The organism is Pseudomonas sp. GW821-FHT09C09 (assembly GCF_059418105.1).
In genome coordinates this window covers 249,089-269,238 of the sequence record NZ_JBWKPF010000006.1, presented here as the reverse complement: position 1 = coordinate 269,238, position 20,150 = coordinate 249,089, and the positions used below count along the sequence as shown (strand labels likewise).

Sequence of the window (20,150 nt, the reverse complement as noted above, 5' to 3'; positions counted from 1 at the left end):
TATCGGAAGTTTCCTACGCCATCGGAATGATGGCCAAGCGACCGGGTTGTCATAAATGCGCCAGCGCAAACCTGCCCGTCCTTCAGGCATCCACTGCCGGAAAACCACGCAAAGACCCCGGCCTGACAGCCAGGCAGTCGTCACTTCAAACACATCATTCAAGCATCGCTAACAAGCGCTAACAACGCATAACTGGCAGTCGCTCACGTTCAAGGAGCAGGATTGAAGCTCACCGCTGAACGTCAGGCAACCTGCAGACATCATGGGTTGTCGCGGTCGGTCGAACGATGGTTTTGCGAGGGATCCGATCATGGCTGAAGGTTATCGCCAACATTGCCTGTGCGAGGCTGACCGACTCGGCAACGACGAACTGTATGCCTTGGTCTCGGGTGCCGTCAGGCATGACAGGGCTGAATCCCAGCAACTGTTCGCAACGGTGACACCGTTGCTCATCGCCTATTTCGAAGGCCAGGTACAGGCCGGAAGAATCAGTCGCGAGGACACCGGCCGCCTCGTCCAGCAAGCCTTCAAGACCCTTTATCTCGAGCAGGCCCGGCATGACCCCGGCTTCCCGTTTCGGGCATGGCTCATCGAGATTGCACGATCCACGCTGCTCGACAACCTGGGCCATCGGGGCATCACAGCGCCGGACCACCCCACGCCGCTAGCGGGTGCGTCTGCCGCGGAACGTCACGACACCCCACGCTCAGCCTGCATCGATCTTTCGACGCAGTGAAAATCTTCACCAGAGAATGCCCATGATCAACATCGAAAAAACGCTCTACACCGCACAGACCTGCACCACAGGAGGCCGTGAGGGGACTGCACGCAGTCACGATGGTCGACTTGATCTCAGGCTCTCTCCACCGGGCGCACCGGGGACGGGAACCAATCCCGAGCAGTTGTTCGCGGTGTGCTGGTCGGCTTGCTTTCTCGGTTCCCTTCGCCACGCCTGCAATGCGCGCAGGATCGGCTTCCCGGCAAACGCCGGGGTGGAAGCTCAAGTCGATCTCGTACACGCAGAACACGGGTTCTTCCTGCAGGCCCGCCTGGCCGTGTCGTTGCCGGAAATCGAGCCGGAAGTGGCACACCAGTTGATCGAAGCGGCGCACCAGAATTGCCCCTACTCCAAAGCCACGCGCAGCAACATCAACGTCAGCATCACCCTCGCCTGATCCCCATCTGCCGCTCCCGAACGGTCGAACGCCGACACGCAAAACACGCCTGCCCTGCCCGGCGGCCCTGCAGCGACACCATGGTGCAATAGAGGGCTCCCAAGGCTTTTGATGTGATGGCGGCAAACCGACAAAAGCCAGGAGTAGCGCATGAAAAAACTGACGACCGCCGCCGGCGCACCAGTGGTGGACAACAACAACTCGCAGACCGCCGGCCCGCGAGGCCCGGTGCTGTTGCAAGACGTATGGCTGCTGGAAAAGCTGGCCCATTTCGATCGTGAGGTCATTCCCGAACGGCGCATGCACGCCAAGGGTTCGGGGGCGTTCGGCACCTTCACCGTCACCCGTGACATCAGCCGTTATACCAAGGCCAGACTGTTTTCGAGCGTGGGCAAGACCACCGATATCTTCGTCCGGTTTTCCACCGTGGCCGGCGAGCGTGGTGCCGCCGATGCCGAACGTGACATTCGCGGGTTTGCCATCAAGTTCTATACCGAGCAAGGCAACTGGGATCTGGTGGGCAACAACACGCCGGTGTTCTTTCTGCGCGATCCGCTGAAATTCCCCGACCTCAACCATGCGGTCAAACGCGACCCGCGCACCAACCTGCGCAGCGCCCGCAACAACTGGGATTTCTGGTCGCTGCTGCCCGAGGCACTGCATCAGGTGACGATTGTCATGAGTGATCGCGGGTTGCCGCGCACCTACCGCCACATGCATGGTTTCGGCAGCCATACGTTCAGTTTCATCAGCCCGGCGAACGAGCGATTCTGGGTGAAATTTACCTGGAAGACCGAGCAAGGCATCGAGAACCTGACCGATCAGCAAGCCGCGACACTGATCGGCGATGATCGCGAAAGTGCCCAGCGCGACCTGTACACCAGCATCGAGGAAGGCCGCTTCCCGCAATGGAAGCTCTACGTGCAAGTGATGCCGGAGCTGGACGCCGAGACGTACCCGATCAATCCCTTCGACCTGACCAAAGTCTGGCCCCACAAGGATTACCCGTTGATCGAAGTCGGAGTACTCGAACTCAACCGCAACCCCGACAACTACTTCGCCGACGTCGAGCAGGCAGCCTTCAACCCGGCCAACGTCGTGCCCGGCATCAGTTTCTCACCGGACAAGATGCTCCAGGCCCGCCTGTTCTCCTACGGCGATGCACAGCGCTATCGCGTGGGCGTCAATCATCATCAGATCCCGGTGAACGCCCCACGCTGCCCGGTCAACAGCTATCACCGGGACGGCCAGATGCGCACCGATTCCAACGCAGGCAGCACCCCCGGCTACGAACCCAACAGCCATGGCCAATGGGCCGAACAACCGGATTTCAGCGAGCCACCGCTGGCCCTCAAAGGCAGCGCCGGGCACTGGGATTACCGCGAGGACGACGACTGTTTTTCGCAACCCGGCGCGCTGTTCCGGGCCATGACCATGGCCCAGAAACAGGTCCTGTTCGATAACACCGCGCGCTCGATTCATGGCGCCAGCGCTGAGTCGAAACAACGACACATCGACCACTGCACCCGGGCAGATCCGGCGTATGGCGCAGGGGTTGCGCACGCCATTGAGGCACTGGGCTGATCTGCAATGACGGAGCCGAAACAACAACGCCCGGATTAACCGGGCGTTGTTGTTTGTACGGTCAGTCAGGCAAGGATTCGCGGCTGAAGGCCTGCACCTCCTGCACCAGACCGCGAGCCGCCATTTCCACCAGTTGCCGGCCCTTTTCCGGCGAAGCCTGGGCCGGGTCAGAACCCATGCGGCCATCGGGGTGACGGGCACGGAAGTCAGCGGCTTCGCGGATCGGGCCCCAGTTGGCGATCTGCGGCGAGTAGTCGGCCGACTTGATGGAATCGGGATAGGCCCACTGGGTCACGGCGATTTCCGAAGGCGTCGCATGAATGCCGTGGCCGGTCGGGAACTGGTCACGCGCCAGCTCATTCACGCCTTCCAGATCCCACCAGTTGCAGAGCTTCAGGGCGAACCCGGCCTTGCGCCGGGCAAAACTCGCCTCCGCGTACAGCTCCGAAAACGCCGCTTCGATCGAGGCGATGTTGCCGCCGTGGCCATTGAGGAAAAAGATCTTTTCAAAGCCGTGGGCGGCCAGCGAACGGGTCCAGTCCGCGATGGCCGCGATGAAGGTCGAGGGCCTGAGCGAAATGGTGCCGGGGAAACCGAGGTGATGTTGCGCCATGCCGATATTGAAGGTCGGGGCGATCAGGATGTCTGCACTTTTCTGCGCTTCATGGGCGATGATCTCCGGGCACATCCAGTCGGTGCCCAGCAGGCCGGTCGGCCCGTGCTGCTCGTTGGAGCCGATCGGGATGACGATGGTGCGGCTGCGTTCGAGGAATTGGGCGATTTCGGACCAGGTCGATAGGTATAAAAGCATCAGGATTCTCACTCTTCGAAGGTTCCTCGCGGAACGAGGGTTGGCGTTCAATGCACCTGCAACAGCAGCGTCATTGATAACACCCGCCTCCCTTTGACGACAGAATACGAAGGTATCGGAATCGGCAGAACGCTCTAATCGCGAACGAGAAACTCACGGGGCGATTCGCCCATCACCCGTCTGAACATCGCACTGAAGGCACTCTGGCTGGCATAGCCCAGGTCCCGGGCAATCACCCCGACGGACTGGCCTTTGTCGAGCCGGTCGATGGCGGTCGCCAGCCGCACCTGTTGCAGCCAGTGGCGGAAATTCAGGCCGGTTTCATTGACGAACAGGCGAATCAGCGTGCGCGAACTGGCGCCAACCCGGTCTGCCCAATAGCCGATCGAATGGTCTTGTCCGGGGTTCTGCAGAATCGCCTCGCACACCGTGACCAGTCGCCTGTCGAGCGGCCACGGCACTTCGATCGGCAGCGTCCGCGCCGCCTGCAGTTCACTGAGTATCAACGCCACGATGTGCGCGTTGCGCCCTTCCTGCGGGTATTCGATCGGCTGGTCGGCCAGGGCCAGAATCAACTCGCGCAGCAGTCCGGGGATCTCCAGCACTTTGCAGTGATGGCCCAGCCCTGCGCAGACCTGCGGCTCGATGTAGATCGAGCGCATCCTGACCGCGCTCAGCATCAACTGATCATGGATCACCCCGGGCGGAATCCATAACGCCCGCTTCGGCGGCAGGATCCACAACCCGCGTTCGGTGGCCACCCGCATCACGCCGTTCGAGGCATACAGCAACTGCCCGTGCCGATGCACGTGCGGTTCGTTGTATTCGCCGGTGGCCTGATCGCGCACCAGCACGGTCATCACCCGCGGCACATCCTGATAGTCGGGATAACGTTCGCTGCGCCGCGTGGGCTCACGCCTGGCGACGACCCTGCGCACCTCTTGTTTCATCGCGTGGAGTCTCCTGAAAACAGCCCTTGATCGTCGTAAGGCCAGGATTGTCACTTTGACGACAAATCCTGGCATTTGCCATGGCCGGCCCATTGTTAGCCTTGCGCTCATTGTTCATCAATGAGGCATTTTCCCATGGCAATCACCCGCAATCTCTCCAGCAGCCAGCAGGCCATTACGGCGGTGATCGGCCTGCTGATCCTGTCCATCGCCCTGCGGCCGCCGATCATTTCGGTGGGGCCGATCCTGCTGTTGATCCAGCAGCACTTCCAGTTGAGCTACACCCAGGCCGCGCTGCTGACCTCGATCCCCGACGTCTGCATGGGCGTGTTCGCGCTGGTGGTTCCAAGCCTGGCCAGACGCTTCGGGATCGATCGCAGTGTGGTTGTCGCACTGACGCTGCTGGGGGCCTCGACCTTGCTGCGGGCACTCTCGCCGAATGCGTTTTTCCTGCTCGGCAGTACGTTCTTCGCCAGCGTCGGCATTGCGGTCGCCGGTGCAATGACCGGCGCGTGGATCAAGACTCACTTTGCGCAACGACCGGCACTGTTCATGGGCATCTATGCCGGCGGACTGAGCCTGGGCGCGACCCTCGCGGCAGTGTGCAGCGCGCCGATTGCCGAGCTGGCGCAGGACTGGCGGGTCAGCGCCGGTATCTGGAGCGTGTTGTGCCTCACCGCCATCGCCAGTTGGGTGTGGATGGCGCGGCGTTTTGCGACCCCGGCGCCAGTAGTGAAATCGCCGTCGCACCAGCGCAAGTGCCTGCCGTGGGGCAATCCGCAGGCGTGGTTGATCGCGTTGAATTTCGGTGCAGGTCAGTTTGTGGTTTACGCCCTCTTCGCCTGGATGGCACCTGCGTCGGTGGAAGCGGCCACGACGAGTGTGTCTCCGGGCGTCCTGCTGGGCATTTTTACGGCGGTGTTCGCCGTGGCCAGCGTGGGTGCGGGGCTGATTCCAGGCAAGGCCCACGACCGGCGCGGCCTGCTCGGGCTGTCGGCGTTGCTGGCCCTGCTGGGGCTGGGTGGCATGGCGTTCCTGCCGGGGTACTGGCCGATGCTTTATGTGGTGCTCGCAGCCATCGGGCTGGGCATGGGTTTCACCGTGGCCATGACCTTGCCGCTGGATCACGCCAGCACCAGCGAACAGGCCGGACTGTGGACGGTGTTCATGCTGTTCATCGGTTACCTGATCGCCGCGCTCGGCCCGCTGTTTTTTGGTGCCCTGCGCGAATACACCGGACACTATGGCCCGGCGTACACCTTGCTGTTCGCGGTCCTGATGTTGATGCTCGGCATCACCCCCCTGCTCAGAGTGACACCGGCAGCATTGCCACAGGTATCTGCTGCCTGAACGGGAAGTGAAAGACCTGCGACGCGCCTCGGCACGTCGCAGGGTTTCAGTTGGCCGCAGCGGCTTTTTCAATCAATCGGGCCACCGGTGCCGGGTTCGACACCATCACCACATGAGAGCCGCCCTTGACCACCTCGACCGCCTTGGCATCCGCACGTTTGGCCATGAACGCCATCGCCTGGGGCGGGATGTTCCTGTCCTTGTCGCCGTAGATGTACCACGACGGAATGTGCTTCCAGGCAGGCGTTCCGGCTTGCTCGTTGAGCGCCGCTTCGGTGACCGGGCGTTGGGTCGCGGCCATCAGCGCCGCTTGTGCAGCCGGGACATCGGCGGCGAACTGATCGTGAAACTTGCTCTGCTGGATGTACAAGTCCTTGCCGCCATCGGCCAGTGCGACGGGCGCCGCCAGTGTCGGGCCGAGGGTGCTGCCGGGAAACTTGCCGGCGAGTCCGGCAACGGTTTCGCCGGCCTCGGGCGCAAAGGCGCTGACATACACCAGCGCTTTGACATTGGCATGATCGTTGGCCGCCTCACTGATGACGTTGCCGCCATAGGAGTGACCGACCAGCACCACCGGCGTCTGGATGCTGCTCAACAACGCCGATACCGCCGCGCCATCGCTCTTGACGCCGCGCAGCGGGTTGGCGGCGGCGATCACCGTGTAGCCATCCTTCTCGAGAATTTTCGCCACGCCGTTCCAGCTCGACGCGTCGGCAAAGGCGCCGTGTACGAGTACCACAGTCGGTTTGGCGGATTGGGCGAAGGCACTCACGCCCAGGCACAGGCCGGCAGCGAGGGTCAACGCAGTCAATGTTTTTTTCATGTGACAACTCCTTGTATGACGGGATCAGGGGGCGTATCGGGTAAAGACGTAGTCATGGTTCTGCACCCGCGCCTGATGGCAGGCAAAGCAGGTCTGGTGCTGGGCTTCATCGGCGGGTTTGCCGTTGATGAAGCGGCCGAATCCCCAGCCACCGGTCGCGGCGTATTTGCGCGAGTCCTTGACCATCACCTGAACGGTGGTGGCCGCCCCCGGAATCGAGGCGGGTTCGAACTCCGGGGACTGCACGTGCTTCCACGCGAGCTTGACCAACACCGTGCCGTCGGGAAACGGCAGCGTCTTGCTCTGGTAAGCCTTGATCGCCCGGTCATTGCCCAGCACCGCGCGCAATTCATCCAGCGGCGCAGCTTCCTGGGCCGGCGCAATCAGCGCCCACTGGCGATAGTTTTTCGGCAGCTTCACGCCGTAGATCGGCGAGGCGTCGCCATCATCGGCCTCGCCCAACGCGACACCGGTGGCCGCCAGTGCAGCGAGCGCAATGGCCGACGGCAACACGGCCCAATGGTTGAGTTTCATCGTCAGATCCCCTCAGGTCGGTTATCAGAGATGATCAGCATCGATCACTGCCTGGGCGAACGCCTGCGGCGCTTCCTCCGGCAGGTTGTGGCCGATGCCGCCGCTGACCAGCCGGTATTCGTATTTGCCGGTGAAGCGTTTGGCGTAGGCCTCGGCCGGTGGATGCGGTGCGCCATTGGCGTCGCCTTCCAGGGTGATGGTCGGCACGCTGATAGACGGGAACGCCGCCAGTTTTTTCTCCAGCGGATCGTATTGCGCTTCCCCTTTGATCAGCCCCAGACGCCAGCGGTAGTTGAAGATCGACACGGCGACGTGATCCGGGTTCTGCAACGCGGCGGCGCTGCGGTCGTAGGTCGCATCGTCGAAGTTCCATTTCGGCGACGCCAATTGCCAGATCAGTTTCGCGAAGTCATGGGTGTTTTTCTCGTAACCCAGACGACCGCGCTCGGTCGCAAAGTAGAACTGATACCACCACTGCAACTCCGCAGCCGGCGGCAACGGCGTCTTGCCGGCGTCCTGGCTGCCGATCAGGTAACCGCTCACCGCCACCAGCGCTTTCACCCGTTCCGGCCAGAGCGCGGCGACGATATCGGCGGTGCGTGCACCCCAGTCGTAGCCGCCGAGTACGGCCTGCTTGATTTTCAGGGCATCCATGAAGTCGATCAGGTCTTTCGCCAGCGCCGCCGGCTGGCCGTTGCGCACGGTTTTGGCCGACAGAAAGCGCGTATCGCCATAACCGCGCGCATAGGGAATCAGTACCCGATAGCCTTTCTGCGCCAGTGCCGGGGCCACGTCGGTGTAGCTGTGAATGTCGTAGGGCCAGCCGTGCAGCAGGATCACCACCGGCCCGTCGGCGGGGCCGGCTTCCGCGTACGACACGTCCAGCAGTCCGGCCTTGACGTGTTTCAGCGCGCCGAAAGAAACGTTGCTGCCGGCGGTGATCGCGTCGATCTTGCCGCCGGGTACTTCGGCGGCGCTGGCGTAGGCCGAGGCGATGCCCAGCGCAATCGCCAGCATCGAAACGGCGAGTACGCGCCGGGATTGAGTTACAGCGTTATGGTCAGTCATGCCGAGTCTCCCTCGTGAACCGCCGGGCGGCGGTTCCGGGCTTTGGTTGAAGGGCTTGCGTTGAAGGGCTTAGCGTTGAAGGAATTGCCGATTGCAGGGCTAGCGCGCGGCCTGAGCCGCAGTTTTCTGCGCAGCCGCGCGCAGTGGCCGGAAGGCTTCGCGCAGTTCTTCGCTGAACAATTGCGGTTGCTCCCATGCCGCAAAGTGGCCGCCCTTGCTGACCTCGCTGAAGTAGGCCAGCGATGGATAGGCCCGCTGCGACCAGACTTTCGGCGCACGGTAGATTTCGTGGGGGAACACGGTGATCGCCACCGGCACCTTGATGTCCGCGGTCTTTTGCGCGGCGGCACTGAAGTTATTGTTGTTGTTCTCCCAGTAGAAACGGGAGGACGAGGCGCCGCTGTCGGTCAGCCAGTACAGGCTGATGTCATCGAGCATTTCATCGCGGCTCAACACCTTCTCGGGCTGACCGTCGCTGTCGGTCCAGGCGGCGAATTTTTCATACATCCACGCCGCCGTGCCAGCAGGCGAATCCGCCAGCAGATAACCGATGGTCTGTGGTCGGGTCACCATCATTGCGCCATAGGCCGCGTTGCGCCCGAAGAACTTGCTGAGCGAGTTGAACGCCGTCAGTTCCGGGCCGCTCAGCCCAGCCGGGGCCGGGTCTCCGCCATTGATCGGCTTGACCAGTTCCGGCGGCACGGTGGCGGGCATGTTCAAGTGAATGCCCAGCAAACCGGGCGGTGCCAGACGGCCCAGCGCATCAGAGATCACCGAACCGTGGTCGCCCCCCTGAGATACGTAGTGGGTGTAACCCAGACGCTTCATCAACACATCCCAGGCCTTCGCCACCCGGTCCGGACCCCAGCCGAGTTCGGTCGGCTTGCCGGAAAAGCCGTGACCGGGAATCGACGGAATCACCACATCGAACGAGTCCTCCGCCTTGCCGCCATAGGCCACGGGATCGGTCAGCGGGCCGATGGTCTTGAGGAACTCGAATTGCGAACCCGGCCAGCCATGGGTGAGGATCAGCGGCATCGCGTTGGGGTTGCGCGAGCGCACGTGGATGAACTGGATGTCGACGCCATCGATCGTGGTCACGAACTCCGGCAAGGCGTTGAGTTTCGCCTCTGCCTTGCGCCAGTCATAACCGCTGCCCCAGTACTTCACCAGGGCCTCGACCTGCGCCAGTTGCACACCCTGGGACACGTCGTTGACCGTTTCCTTGTCGGGCCAACGGGTGTCGGCGATGCGTTTGCGCAGATCAGTCAATTTCGCCTCATCCACATGAACGTGGTACGGGCGAATGGCTTGCGACTGATCGGTTGTCGGGCTGGTGGCCCAGGCGCCGCTGCTGCCTGCCAGCACGGCAAGGCCCAGGGCCCCTCTTCTGATGGCTGACGCCAGGCAATGGCGCCATGTGGAACCGCACGTAACCGCAACCATGTTGGATCTCCTTGTAGTCATTATTCGAAAGGCATCGCCAATCGGATCAGACCACCCCGCCACCCTCGCTGCGATTACACGATGGTGTCGGTCGATACCTTGGTATGACGCGCAAAATCGCGCTCGAATTCAGCAGTGGTTAACGGGCAAAATGCGGCGGGGATACGGCTCGGCGAGCCGGTCCATTCGAATGACCTGGCAGAACAAGGATTGCGGATGCGTGGGGAAACAGCGCTCGAACGCCCGTGCGGCACGTCATCGACCACTTCGCAGTGGTGGGTGATCGGGCTGTGCATGCTGTTCAACGTGATCGACGGGCTGGACGTGATGGCCATGGCCTTCACCGCCAGCCGGGTGTCAGCGGAGTGGACGTTGAACGGCGCGCAAACGGGCCTGTTGTTGAGCGCCAGCCTGGTCGGGATGGCGCTCGGTTCGCTGCTGGCCGCGCCGAGGGCCGACCGCTTCGGGCGCAGGCCGTTATTGCTCGCCGGCCTGCTGCTCGGCGGACTGAGCATGTTGCTGTCGTTCTGGAGCCAGGATCATCACGTATTGATGCTTTTGCGATTGTTGACCGGCATCGGCACGGGGGCGGTGCTGGTGGGGGCGAACGTGCTGACGTTCGAGCACGCCAGCGCGCAGCGGCGCAACCTGGCCATCGCGTTGCAGTCCCTCGCCTTCGCCATGGGCGCCAGCCTGGGCGGGGTGCTGGCTCACGTATTGAATGATTTCATGGGCTGGCGGTATGTCTTTCTCGCGGGGGGCTGTATCACGCTGGCGGCGGCGTTGGCGGGCGTCTTCTGGCTGCGAGAGTCACCGTCATTTCTGGCACTTGAACGCCGCGCGCCTGTCACGCCAGCGTCGCCAGACAATGCCCGCCGACCGTTTTCGTCCGGTCAATGGCAACAGACCACATCGCTGGCGCTGGCACTCTTTCTGTTGATGTTCTGCTTTTACTTCGTGATGAGCTGGACCCCGAGTCTTCTGGTCCATAACGGTTTTACCGATCGGCAAGGCGCCAGGATCGGCGTTCTGTTGGCGTCGGGGGGCATGCTCGGCGCCCTGTTGCTGGGACTGGCGGCCAATCGGTATGGCTGCCGGCGATTGTCGTCGGGTTTCCTGTTGCTCAACGCTGCCCTGCTGCCACTGATGGTGCCGGCCTCGCACGTGCCCGGTCTGGCCGCGCTCGTGGCCGTCACGCTTGGCCTGATGCTCAACGGTGCGGTCGCCGCCCTGTATGTCCTGGCCCCTCAGGCGTTCTGCACGTCAGTCCGTACGACCGGCGTCGGCGTGGTGCTGGCAATGGGGCGTCTGGGGGCGATCATTTCGCCGATAGTCGCCGGTTTTCTGCTGGATGCCCGATGGACCGCGCAAGAGCTGTTCACGTTCTTCGCTGGCAGCCAGCTGTTGGCAGCGCTGCTGATCTGGCGTGGCACTAAGGAACAATGATCAGCTTGCCCGTCGTATTGCGCGACTCGATATCGCGATGGGCCTGCTGCGCGCCGTCCAGAGAATAACGCTGGCCGATGAAGGTTTTCAGTTTGCCGGTGCTGACCCACGCGAACAGTTGCCGGGACTTATCCAGCAGGACCTCGCGGTTGCGCACGTAGTGCATGACCGAGGGATACGTCAGCTTGATACTGCGCGGCACGCTGAAGATATCGATCGGCGGGATCGGGTCCATGAACGGCCCGTACAAGGCCAGGGTGCCGAAATGGTCCAGCAGGCTCAACGACTCGGCGAAGCCCTCCGCCCCTGTGCCGTCGTACACCACATTCACCCGCTGCCCTTCCGTCAGGCGCATGACCTGGCCGGCAATGTTGTGCGCACGCCCGATCACTACGTAGTCAGCCCCGGCCGCGAGCACCGCCTCCACCTTGTCGGCCTGGGACACCCGGCCAATGGCCTTGCCGCCCCGCAGCTTGATCAACTGAGTCAGCATCAGCCCCACGCCCCCCGCCGCCGCGTGCACGAATGCCACATCGCCCGGCTGGATCGCATGCACCTTGTCCACCAGATTGCTGGCGGTCAGGCCCTGCATCATCAGGCTGGCGGCGGTGCTGAAGTCGATCTCGTCCGGCAACGGCACCAACTGGCTGGCCGGGGCGATCACCTGTTCGGCGTAGCTGCCCGGCACGTAATGCCAGGCCACGCGGTCACCGACAGCGAACTCCGTCACCTGCGGCCCGGTGGCCAGGACGATGCCGGCGCCTTCCGCCCCCGGCGTCAGCGGCAGCTCCCGGGCAGCGCCGAGGCCGCGACGGACACCGGTGTCCATGAAATTGATACCCGCCGCCATGACCTTGACCAGGATTTGTCCGGGCCCCGGTTCTGCCAGTTGAATGTCTTGCACCGTCAAGACTTCGGGCCCGCCAAAGGCCTGGATCACGACTGCTTTCATTGTGTTCTGCCCTGCCACAGGGACGACCTGTCCTGCTGCCGTTCGGGTGGCAGGAGCGCGGACGTCACGTTGTCTTCATTCAATCGCCGGAGGGCGTTGAAACCAGCGCCAAGGGTGGCCGGGTGGTGTATCCGCGCAGTTTCGCGAACAGGCTCATTTGCATGCTTGTGTGGCTTGAGCGGCCGTAGATACAGTGGCTTACAAAAGCCCCGGGCGGTCTGTGATGCGCATCGCAATGCGTGAGGGCGGCCGATATTCGCGGAAAGCGACACCAAAGTATGATGGGCGAGTGCCATCAGAAGGCGCATCTTTGTTCAACGGTGACTGCACAATGAGAATCGACATGGCGAACGAGCGGGAGCGCGTCATCGAAGACGGTCCAGGCCACGTCAATGACAGGGGCCTGCCAATGCCTGAGGCCGACTCGATCATCGACAGCATTCCGGCCATGGTCGCCTTCATGACACCGTCCGGTGAGCTGGAGCAGGTCAACCGGCAAATCCTGGACTACATCGGCATCCCGCTCGATGAACTGAAAAACTGGCAGGCCAGCGACACCCTGCACCCCGACGATCTGCCATCGGTCAGCGCGGCGTGGATGCATTCGGTCAGCACCGGCACACCCTACGATATCGAGCATCGGATTCGGCGCGCCGACGGTGTCTATCGCTGGTTTCATGTGCGCGGCCTGCCGGTCAGGAACAGCGAAGGCACCATCACTCGCTGGTGCGTGTTGCAGGTCGATATCGATGAGCGCCGACGGGACAAGGTCTTGATCGCCAAAGCCCTCGCGGAGGTCAGCAGCTCGGAGGAGCGCCTGCGCGGCATCATCGATGCTGTTCCCGGGTTTGTCTGGAGCGCTTCGCCCGAAGGCAGTGTCGGATTCGTCAACCGGCGTTGGTGCGATTACACCGGCATGTCGCTCGAAGAGGCGTGCGGCGATGGCTGGGTGGCATCGATCCATCCCGACGACGCCCCCGGACTGGGCGGTTACTGGCATGCGCTTCTGCACTCGGGCAATGCCGGTGAGTACGAGGCTCGCCTGAAACGCTTCGACGGCATTTATCGCTGGTTTCTGATCCGCGCCGTGCCCCAGCGCGACGAGGCGGGCCGGATCGTGCGCTGGTATGGCGAAAACACCGACATCGAAGACCGCAAACAGGCGGAAGCCTTTCTGGCCAAGGCCCGTTCCGAACTGACACATCTGGCCAGAGTCGCCAGCCTGGGGGCAGTCACCGCGTCCATTGCCCATGAGGTCAATCAGCCTCTGGCCGGTATCATCACCAACGCCAGTACCTGTCTGCGCATGCTCGGAGCCGATCCGCCGAATGTCGACGGAGCCCTGGAAACCGCGCGCCGCACCATTCGCGACGGCAATCGGGCCGCCGATGTGATCAACCGCTTGCGAGCGTTGTTCTCGAAAAAAAGCATCACGATTGAAAAGGTCGACCTCAATGACGCCGCACGGGAAGTCATCGCCATGTTGCTGGGCGAGCTGCAACGCAATGGCGTGGTGCTTCATCCTCGATTCGCCGAAGCCCTGCCGCCGGTCAGGGGCGACCGGGTCCAGCTTCAACAGGTGATCCTCAACCTGATCATGAACGCCGTCGAGGCCATGAGCAGCATCACCGGTCGCTCCAGAGACCTGATCGTCAGCACCGGCCAGGAGCAAGACCGGAGCGTTTATCTGGCGGTGAAGGACAGCGGCACCGGGGTCGATCCACAGGACATGGAACGGATTTTCAATGCCTTCTACACCACCAAAAGCTCGGGCATGGGGGTCGGTCTGTCGATCAGTCGCTCCATTATCGAACACCACGACGGGCAACTCCGGGCCTCTGCCAACGACGGCCCGGGTGCGATGTTCGCCTTTTCAATCCCGTATGCCGACAACCGCGAGGCCTGTGATCGCGTCATGGAGAATCACTGATGGGTAAGTACTTGCTCGTATCGGTTGTCGATGATGACGAGTCGGTTCGTGAATCGCTGCCTGACCTGATCAGGGAGTTCGGATTCGCTGTCCAGGCGTTCGCCTCGGCGCAGGCGTTTCTGGCCTCGCCTTATCTCGGCCTGACCGATTGCCTGATTCTCGATGTGGCCATGCCGGGCATGTCCGGCCCGGATCTGCACAAGGAACTGCTGCGACGCGGCTATCGCATTCCGGTGATTTTCATCACCGCTCACGCCGACGCCAGCCAACAGGCAAAGCTGTTGAATACCGGTGCGGTGGAGTGCCTGTTCAAGCCCTTCAGTGAAGCGCAACTGATCAAGGCCCTGAGCGCTGCCCTGCCCCTCGACTGAACGCGAAGCGGTAAAGAAAAGGAATCGACATGTTGAACTCGAATCACACAGTGTCCCCCGGCCACGGAGCATTGCCGATGAGTGATGTCACGCCTGTGGTGTTCGTTGTGGATGACGACATCTCCGTGCGCGAGTCGCTGGAGCTGATGATCCGATGCGCCGGCTGGCAGCCACGACTCTTCGAATCCGCGCAGGACTTTCTCGCGGAGCCCCGCGCGCGAGTACCCAGTTGCCTGGTACTGGATATCAACCTGCCGGACTTGAACGGTCTGGATCTGCAGACGTCCCTGGCTGACGAGCGCTACAACATGCCGATCATCTTCATCACCGGGTACGGAGACATTCCGCGCACGGTGCGGGCCTTGAAAGCCGGTGCGGTGGAGTTTCTGACCAAACCGTTCAACGATGATGAGCTGCTGACCGCCATGGGCGATGCGCTCGAAGGCAGCCGTGCGGCTCTGGAGGGGGAAAAAGCCCTGCGTTCCGTGCTTGAGGCCTACAAGACCCTGACGCCCCGCGAACAGGAAATCATGGCCGCGGTGGTCAGTGGTCGTCTGAACAAGCTGATTGCCGCAGACCTCGAAATCAGCGAGATCACGGTGAAGGCCCACCGGGGCAAGGTCATGCGCAAGATGAAAGCCCGTTCGCTGGCGGATCTGGTGAAAATGGCGGCGCTGATCACCCCCGCGTGACGCAAAGGCTTTGCCAGAGGCTTTCCAGCCGGCGCAGGTCAAGGGTGTCGAAGCCCTCAGAAACCTGCTCGCGACACGCGTCGAGCAACGCCTTGGCCTGCTCCGCCCTGCCCTGTTCCAGCCAGAGCCTGGCCAGATCCATCGAAGTCCTCAGCTCCCACGCCCAGGCCCCCTGATCGCGGCTCAGCGCGATGGACGCCTCAAGCAGGGTCGTGATGGCCTGGACATTTTCACCATCGATTTCCTTGAGAATACCGGCCTTGATCCGCAGCAGTTCCGGCAGCGCGAAGGCGTCGCCGCTCTGACGACAGTGATCGATGGTGCCGTCGACCAGCACCAGCGCCTTCGCGTGTTGCCCGCCCAGAATCAGGCCCTCGGCAAGCGCGATTTCAAACGATGTCGTGAGCAGTTCGTAGCGCATGCCACGCAGCCGCGCCAGGCTTTCCTCCAGCAGCGGCACCGCATCGCCAGGCTGTTCGGCGCGGATCGCAATCGCCGCCCGCAAGCCATGGGCGGCGGCAATATAAGGGCCCAGGGCGTTGGTCTCGGCCACCGCACTGAACCGTTCAAGGCTGGCGGCCGCCTTCTCCAGATCGCCGGTCCAGATATAGATGCACAGAATCCAGACCATGGCGATGCAGTAGGTGACCGGATGCTGCAGCGCCGACGCTTCGGCTTCTATCAGTTCGGCCCAGTGCCGGGCCTGATCGGGAAAGCCCTGCAACCACAGCGAACGGGCCAGTGCCAGCCCGGTGCGATTGCGGTGATCGAAGCCGTAGTAGATGGTATGGCTGGGATGGGACGGCAAACTGTTGCGCAGCGAGCGTTCCAGCTCCTGCCGCGCCAGACGCTGATCGCCCAGCAAATGATGGGAGATGCCGGTCAGCGATGAAGCGATTGCGATGGCCGCCGGCTGATTCAGCAGGTTGCCGACCACGGCTGCCTGCTCCGCCCACGCCAGCGAAGAAGGGAAATCACCAATGCGTTCGTAGAAAATCTGCAGGCGGCCAAGCAGCCTCAACTGCGACCCGTGGTCAGCCAGCGCAACGGCGATATCCAGCGCCCGGAGCAAAGCCTTCTCGGCCGCTTCGCTGTTGCCCTGAGTGAACATCAGCACCAGCCCGAGCGCCGCCTGCAGTTCCATTTCGGTCGACGTGCCGTAGTACCCCAGTTCGAGCAGTTCCACAGCCCGGGCACACCAGGTCCGGCACTCGACCAGCAAGGAAAAATGCAAAAACAAGGGTGCACTCGCCGCTGCCAGGGGCAACGCCAGGCCCGGATCGCCATGGGGCCCGAAGCTCCACTCCAGCGCACTGCGTACGTTGCCCAACTGACTGGCAAGGCGCGCAAAGTTGCGAAAAAACTCATCGGGCGAGTTACCGGGATGCCCCAGCAGATCCATGTAATACGCCGCATGCCTGAAAGCCAGCGAGTTCACTTCGGCGTCGCCCCGGGCCGCCAGTTTTTCCCGGGCGTAGGCGCGTGTCATCTCAAGCAGTCGATAGGAATCCGTCGAATCACTGTGATCGACCGTGACCAGCCCCTTGCACACCAGATCATCGAGGATCGCTGCCACCGCAGGGCCTTCGGATTGGGACTCGGCAACCACCTGGGACGCCGCCTCCTGAGAGAACGGCCCGATAAACACCGACAACCGCTCCAGCGCCAGTCGCTCCGGCGCCGACAACAAGTCGTAACTCCAGTCGAGCATGGAACGCAGCGTCTGATGCCGCGGGACCGCCGTCCGGCGCCCCGACCAGCCCAGTGAAAACCGCTCGCCGAGCAAGGCATGCGTGGCCTTCAGGCCGTGGCTGGCGACCCGCATCGCCGCCAGTTCGATCGGCAGGGCCATGCCCTCCAGGCGCTGGCAGATGTCCGCGATCATTTGCCCGCCACCCGACTCCAGCAGCAACGCCGCATTGCTCGACGACGCGCGCTCGACAAACAGTTTGATCGCTGCGAATGCCAGCAGCTCCTGAGTGGACAGGTGTCGGGACTCGCGAGGAAACTCCAGCGGATTGAGCCAATGCACGTATTCGCCACGCACCCGCAACGGCTCGCGACTGGTTGCCAGAATGCCCACGTCGGGCGCGCTGTCGCTGATCTGTTCCAGAAGGGTCGAAACGGCGTCGATCAGGTGTTCGCAATTGTCGATGACCAGCATCAGCCGCTGCTCGCGCAAATGCGCCAGCAACACGAACATCGGATCTTCGGCCTGCACGGCGATTTCCAGCGACCGGGCCAGTGCTGAAGGCACCAGCGTGCTGTCTTCCACCTGAGCCAGGTCGACGAAGCAGACGCGTTCGTAACCCTGGGCGGCGATGCGATGCGCCACCTCGATGGCGAGGCTGGTCTTGCCGACGCCACCGGGACCGACGAGGGTAAACAACCTGGGTTGCTGCAGGTGATCGACGACCAGTTGCAGGTCGGTTTCGCGACCGATCAACTTCGCCCGCGGCGGCAGGCTGCTGGCGGCCCGGAGATGCCCGGTCTTCGTGGGCGTCGGCTGAACCCCGGACAGTTGCCTTTCCAGCGGCGCCACGAAGGCATAACCCACACCCACCTGGGTCGCGATATAACGCGCGTGCTCCTCGCCATCCCCGAGAATCCGCCGCAGGCCCGTCATGTGAAAGCGCAGACTGCCTTCGGCGACCACGCTGTCGGGCCAGACCTTTTCGATCAGATCGTATTTGGAAAGCACCCGTCCCGGCTGCTCAAGCAAGGCAATCAGCAGATCCAGCGCCCGACCGCCGATCTCCACCGGCACCCCGTTTCTGGTCAGCAGCCTTTTGCCTGGAACGACGCAAAACGGCCCGAACACGAACCGGGTCATGAGTGATTCATGCAAAGCGTCTGGAATAGACTCCACGAGGGGCGATCTCACTGGGAAACGAAGGGGGCGTCGCCGGTTGCAATCCACAGGCGCAGGCCCTTTGCATCATAGGAGTTTTGCACGGTCGTTCAAGCCTGACGCGTGCGGAGTGAGAACTTCAGCCGGTAATTTCGGCCCCTATGTTCGTAGCCCCCTTCGTTCGCAAATCGATGCCTGCGTCGAACATCAGTCGCGATAGCGTGCAGCCGGCTCACTGCGCGACAGATCAGGCATCAGCTTCTGGCGCGCCGCCTCGTAGGCATCCCAGTCGGCGATTTCGGGAAGTGCCGGAATGGTGACGAACTCGCCTTGGTCGAGACCGGACAGTGCAGCGTCCACCATGTCGTCCGCCCGCATCACAATCGCCTCCGGCAGGTGCTCCAGCGGTGTGCCGGCCACGCTCCAGAATTCGGTGGCCGTCGCGCCGGGCAGCACCACCTGGACCCGGACATTTTTGTCCGCCAGTTCGTGACGCAAGGATTGGCTGAACGCCAGGACGAAAGCCTTGGAGCCGCCGTAAACGCCGTTCAACACCTCCGGGGCGATGGCCACGATCGAGGCGATGTTGATCAGCGTGCCACCGCCACGGGCGACGAAACCCGGGACCGCCGCGTAAGTCAGGCGCATCAGCACGTTCACGTTGAGCGTGAGCAGGTCTTCGAGCTTGTCGACGTCTGACTCCAGCAAAGGATGAGTCGCACCAACCCCGGCATTGTTCACCAGCAGAGAAATGTTGGCGTCCGTATTGAGACGATCTTCGACCCGTGCCAGATCGGCCTTGTAGGACAGATCGGCAGCCAGAACTTCAACGTGGCGGCCGGTTTCTTCACTCAGGCGTTTGGCCAGGACATTCAGGCGGTCGCGATTTCGCGCGACCAGGATCAGATCATGGCCACGGCGGGCCAGGCGTTCAGCGTAAATGGCACCGATGCCGGACGAAGCGCCGGTGATCAGGGCAGTGCCAAGGCGGGATTGAGTCATGTCGAATCTCCAGGGTTGTGGGAAGTACTGGAGAACAGGATGCGACGGCTTGGCCATATCTCAAATGACGTATATGGTATGGATTCAGGACATCCGAGAAATCACCATGCATCGTATCGGCTACTTGCTCACCGACGGTTTTCAGGTGCTCTCCCTGGCGACTCAAGCCGTTTTCGAGTTCGCCAATCAGATCGCCGAAGAACCCTTCTACAGCGTCGAGAACTTCTCGCCAGACGGCGGCATGGTGCGCTCCTCGCTGGGGCTGGCCATGGAAACCCGCCCGCTCGAGGCGCCCGGACTGGCCGACACCTGGATCGTTGTCGGGGTCAACGATCCGGAAAAAACCGACACAGCCTCCGCTGTGCTCGACTTCGTGCGCCAGGCCGGCAACCAGGCACGGCGCACCGTCGGCATCTGCACCGGCGGATTCATCCTCGCCGAAGCCGGCCTGTTGACCGGACGCCGCGCCACAACCCACTGGGCCTACGCGCAGGCCTTGCAGAAGCGCCATCCCGAAATCAGCGTCGACGTCGACCGCATCTATATCGTCGACGGCCCCTTCTGGACTTCGGCGGGCATGACCGCCGGCCTCGACCTCGCGGTCGGCATGGTGGAGAAGGATCTGGGCGCCGATGTCGCCCGCTCGGTGGCGCACAAACTGGTGATGCACCAGCACCGCTCCGGCGGCCAGTCGCAGCATTCGGAAATGCTCGACCTCGCACCCAAGTCCGACCGCATCCAAAGCGCGCTGAACTATGCACGCCAGCATCTGAGCCGAGCGCTCAGCGTCGAAGAACTGGCCGGCGTGGCGCACCTGAGCCCTCGTCAATTCACCCGCATATTCAGCGCAGAAACCGGCCAGTCCCCCGCCAAAGCCATCGAAGGCCTGCGCCTGGAGGCCGCTCGATTGATGATCGAACAGAGCCGACATTCCCTTGATGTGGTGGCCAGCGAATCCGGTTTTCGCGATCGGCGCCATATGCGGGAAGCCTTTATCCGAGGATTCGGCGTGCCTCCGCAGGCGGTGCGGCGGGATGCTCGCCAAGTGGTGGGGAAAGTGTAGATATCGCGGACTGGCGAGGCGTCCTCTTGTTGGAGCGTTGATAGGTGCAGGAAAAAAGAAAAATGGCCGAGGTCGTCAGTGACACCTGACAACCTCGGCCAT

18 protein-coding genes are annotated in these 20,150 nt (G+C 62.5%); 9 read left to right on the top strand and 9 right to left on the bottom strand.

Annotated elements, in window-relative coordinates:
- Nucleotides 1-310: 310 nt before the first annotated feature.
- The 3 genes from AC07NR_RS20755 (at nucleotide 311) to AC07NR_RS20745 (ending at nucleotide 2,759) form a co-directional block, all read left to right on the top strand.
- On the top strand, nucleotides 311-736 hold the full coding sequence (locus AC07NR_RS20755) for a hypothetical protein (RefSeq protein WP_265814865.1): 426 nt from the start codon (nucleotides 311-313) through the stop codon (nucleotides 734-736).
- 22 nt (nucleotides 737-758) lie between these two features.
- Entirely contained in the window at nucleotides 759-1,175 is a 417-nt protein-coding gene (locus tag AC07NR_RS20750; RefSeq protein WP_119429218.1) for an organic hydroperoxide resistance protein, read from the top strand.
- Nucleotides 1,176-1,325: 150 nt separating this feature from the next.
- The gene (locus AC07NR_RS20745; RefSeq protein ID WP_495079333.1) at nucleotides 1,326-2,759 is read left to right on the top strand and encodes a catalase; all 1,434 of its coding nucleotides are present in this window, start codon (nucleotides 1,326-1,328) and stop codon (nucleotides 2,757-2,759) included.
- A gap of 61 nt (nucleotides 2,760-2,820) precedes the next feature.
- Here AC07NR_RS20745 and AC07NR_RS20740 read toward each other — a convergent pair whose 3' ends face one another.
- Nucleotides 2,821-3,570 (bottom strand): creatininase family protein, encoded by a 750-nt coding sequence (locus AC07NR_RS20740; protein WP_115077463.1) that lies wholly within the window; start codon nucleotides 3,568-3,570, stop codon nucleotides 2,821-2,823.
- Nucleotides 3,571-3,704: 134 nt separating this feature from the next.
- On the bottom strand, nucleotides 3,705-4,520 hold the full coding sequence (locus AC07NR_RS20735) for an AraC family transcriptional regulator (RefSeq protein ID WP_495079332.1): 816 nt from the start codon (nucleotides 4,518-4,520) through the stop codon (nucleotides 3,705-3,707).
- Nucleotides 4,521-4,655: 135 nt separating this feature from the next.
- Here AC07NR_RS20735 and AC07NR_RS20730 point away from each other — a divergent pair, with 135 nt between their 5' ends.
- Nucleotides 4,656-5,870, top strand: a complete 1,215-nt coding sequence (locus AC07NR_RS20730; RefSeq protein ID WP_495079331.1) for an MFS transporter — start codon at nucleotides 4,656-4,658, stop codon at nucleotides 5,868-5,870.
- A 46-nt stretch (nucleotides 5,871-5,916) separates the two neighbouring features.
- Here the strand turns inward: AC07NR_RS20730 and AC07NR_RS20725 are convergent, their stop codons facing one another.
- The 4 genes from AC07NR_RS20725 to AC07NR_RS20710 all read right to left on the bottom strand — a co-directional run bounded on the left by AC07NR_RS20725 (nucleotide 5,917) and on the right by AC07NR_RS20710 (nucleotide 9,741).
- A complete protein-coding gene (locus AC07NR_RS20725; protein ID WP_495079330.1) occupies nucleotides 5,917-6,693 on the bottom strand; it encodes an alpha/beta fold hydrolase in 777 nt (258 codons plus the stop codon).
- Between the two features lie 24 nt (nucleotides 6,694-6,717).
- The gene (locus AC07NR_RS20720) at nucleotides 6,718-7,227 is read right to left on the bottom strand and encodes a cytochrome P460 family protein (protein WP_248739042.1); all 510 of its coding nucleotides are present in this window, start codon (nucleotides 7,225-7,227) and stop codon (nucleotides 6,718-6,720) included.
- 24 nt (nucleotides 7,228-7,251) lie between these two features.
- Entirely contained in the window at nucleotides 7,252-8,295 is a 1,044-nt protein-coding gene (locus AC07NR_RS20715) for an alpha/beta fold hydrolase (RefSeq protein WP_495079329.1), read from the bottom strand.
- Nucleotides 8,296-8,394: 99 nt separating this feature from the next.
- On the bottom strand, nucleotides 8,395-9,741 hold the full coding sequence (locus AC07NR_RS20710) for an epoxide hydrolase family protein (RefSeq protein ID WP_495079328.1): 1,347 nt from the start codon (nucleotides 9,739-9,741) through the stop codon (nucleotides 8,395-8,397).
- Nucleotides 9,742-9,957: 216 nt separating this feature from the next.
- On the opposite strand from AC07NR_RS20710, the gene AC07NR_RS20705 reads away from it, so the two are divergent.
- Nucleotides 9,958-11,187 (top strand): MFS transporter, encoded by a 1,230-nt coding sequence (locus tag AC07NR_RS20705; protein WP_495079327.1) that lies wholly within the window; start codon nucleotides 9,958-9,960, stop codon nucleotides 11,185-11,187.
- Here AC07NR_RS20705 and AC07NR_RS20700 read toward each other — a convergent pair.
- A complete protein-coding gene (locus AC07NR_RS20700) occupies nucleotides 11,174-12,139 on the bottom strand; it encodes a quinone oxidoreductase family protein (protein ID WP_495079326.1) in 966 nt (321 codons plus the stop codon). The two genes, AC07NR_RS20705 and AC07NR_RS20700, sit on opposite strands and share 14 nt — an antisense overlap.
- A 343-nt stretch (nucleotides 12,140-12,482) precedes the next feature.
- On the opposite strand from AC07NR_RS20700, the gene AC07NR_RS20695 reads away from it, so the two are divergent.
- The 3 genes from AC07NR_RS20695 (at nucleotide 12,483) to AC07NR_RS20685 (ending at nucleotide 15,132) form a co-directional block, all read left to right on the top strand.
- Complete coding sequence (locus AC07NR_RS20695; RefSeq protein WP_495079325.1) at nucleotides 12,483-14,069, top strand: PAS domain-containing sensor histidine kinase; 1,587 nt, start codon at nucleotides 12,483-12,485, stop codon at nucleotides 14,067-14,069.
- A complete protein-coding gene (locus tag AC07NR_RS20690) occupies nucleotides 14,069-14,440 on the top strand; it encodes a response regulator (protein WP_085733930.1) in 372 nt (123 codons plus the stop codon). The genes AC07NR_RS20695 and AC07NR_RS20690 overlap by 1 nt, the downstream gene beginning before the upstream one ends.
- Before the next feature lie 77 nt (nucleotides 14,441-14,517).
- Complete coding sequence (locus AC07NR_RS20685; protein WP_495079324.1) at nucleotides 14,518-15,132, top strand: response regulator transcription factor; 615 nt, start codon at nucleotides 14,518-14,520, stop codon at nucleotides 15,130-15,132.
- On the opposite strand, the gene AC07NR_RS20680 is transcribed toward AC07NR_RS20685, so the two are convergent.
- Together AC07NR_RS20680 and AC07NR_RS20675 are read right to left on the bottom strand one after the other, a co-directional pair.
- Entirely contained in the window at nucleotides 15,119-18,001 is a 2,883-nt protein-coding gene (locus tag AC07NR_RS20680; protein ID WP_495079323.1) for an ATP-binding protein, read from the bottom strand. The two genes, AC07NR_RS20685 and AC07NR_RS20680, sit on opposite strands and share 14 nt — an antisense overlap.
- A 189-nt stretch (nucleotides 18,002-18,190) precedes the next feature.
- Nucleotides 18,191-18,985 carry an SDR family NAD(P)-dependent oxidoreductase gene (locus AC07NR_RS20675; protein ID WP_495079322.1) on the bottom strand — a complete coding sequence of 265 codons (795 nt, stop codon included), beginning with the start codon at nucleotides 18,983-18,985 and terminating at the stop codon, nucleotides 18,191-18,193.
- A gap of 106 nt (nucleotides 18,986-19,091) precedes the next feature.
- On the opposite strand from AC07NR_RS20675, the gene AC07NR_RS20670 reads away from it, so the two are divergent.
- On the top strand, nucleotides 19,092-20,048 hold the full coding sequence (locus AC07NR_RS20670; protein WP_495079321.1) for a GlxA family transcriptional regulator: 957 nt from the start codon (nucleotides 19,092-19,094) through the stop codon (nucleotides 20,046-20,048).
- Nucleotides 20,049-20,150 lie beyond the last annotated feature (102 nt).

What these genes read in the sequence shown, in the direction of transcription:
- AC07NR_RS20755 (WP_265814865.1), top strand. Translation starts at nt 311, where the DNA reads ATGGCTGAAGGTTATCGCCAACATTGCCTGTGCGAGGCTGACCGACTC.
- AC07NR_RS20750 (WP_119429218.1), top strand. Translation starts at nt 759, where the DNA reads ATGATCAACATCGAAAAAACGCTCTACACCGCACAGACCTGCACCACA.
- AC07NR_RS20745 (WP_495079333.1), top strand. Translation starts at nt 1,326, where the DNA reads ATGAAAAAACTGACGACCGCCGCCGGCGCACCAGTGGTGGACAACAAC.
- AC07NR_RS20740 (WP_115077463.1), bottom strand. Translation starts at nt 3,570, where the DNA reads ATGCTTTTATACCTATCGACCTGGTCCGAAATCGCCCAATTCCTCGAA.
- AC07NR_RS20735 (WP_495079332.1), bottom strand. Translation starts at nt 4,520, where the DNA reads ATGAAACAAGAGGTGCGCAGGGTCGTCGCCAGGCGTGAGCCCACGCGG.
- AC07NR_RS20730 (WP_495079331.1), top strand. Translation starts at nt 4,656, where the DNA reads ATGGCAATCACCCGCAATCTCTCCAGCAGCCAGCAGGCCATTACGGCG.
- AC07NR_RS20725 (WP_495079330.1), bottom strand. Translation starts at nt 6,693, where the DNA reads ATGAAAAAAACATTGACTGCGTTGACCCTCGCTGCCGGCCTGTGCCTG.
- AC07NR_RS20720 (WP_248739042.1), bottom strand. Translation starts at nt 7,227, where the DNA reads ATGAAACTCAACCATTGGGCCGTGTTGCCGTCGGCCATTGCGCTCGCT.
- AC07NR_RS20715 (WP_495079329.1), bottom strand. Translation starts at nt 8,295, where the DNA reads ATGACTGACCATAACGCTGTAACTCAATCCCGGCGCGTACTCGCCGTT.
- AC07NR_RS20710 (WP_495079328.1), bottom strand. Translation starts at nt 9,741, where the DNA reads ATGGTTGCGGTTACGTGCGGTTCCACATGGCGCCATTGCCTGGCGTCA.
- AC07NR_RS20705 (WP_495079327.1), top strand. Translation starts at nt 9,958, where the DNA reads ATGCGTGGGGAAACAGCGCTCGAACGCCCGTGCGGCACGTCATCGACC.
- AC07NR_RS20700 (WP_495079326.1), bottom strand. Translation starts at nt 12,139, where the DNA reads ATGAAAGCAGTCGTGATCCAGGCCTTTGGCGGGCCCGAAGTCTTGACG.
- AC07NR_RS20695 (WP_495079325.1), top strand. Translation starts at nt 12,483, where the DNA reads ATGGCGAACGAGCGGGAGCGCGTCATCGAAGACGGTCCAGGCCACGTC.
- AC07NR_RS20690 (WP_085733930.1), top strand. Translation starts at nt 14,069, where the DNA reads ATGGGTAAGTACTTGCTCGTATCGGTTGTCGATGATGACGAGTCGGTT.
- AC07NR_RS20685 (WP_495079324.1), top strand. Translation starts at nt 14,518, where the DNA reads ATGAGTGATGTCACGCCTGTGGTGTTCGTTGTGGATGACGACATCTCC.
- AC07NR_RS20675 (WP_495079322.1), bottom strand. Translation starts at nt 18,985, where the DNA reads ATGACTCAATCCCGCCTTGGCACTGCCCTGATCACCGGCGCTTCGTCC.
- AC07NR_RS20670 (WP_495079321.1), top strand. Translation starts at nt 19,092, where the DNA reads ATGCATCGTATCGGCTACTTGCTCACCGACGGTTTTCAGGTGCTCTCC.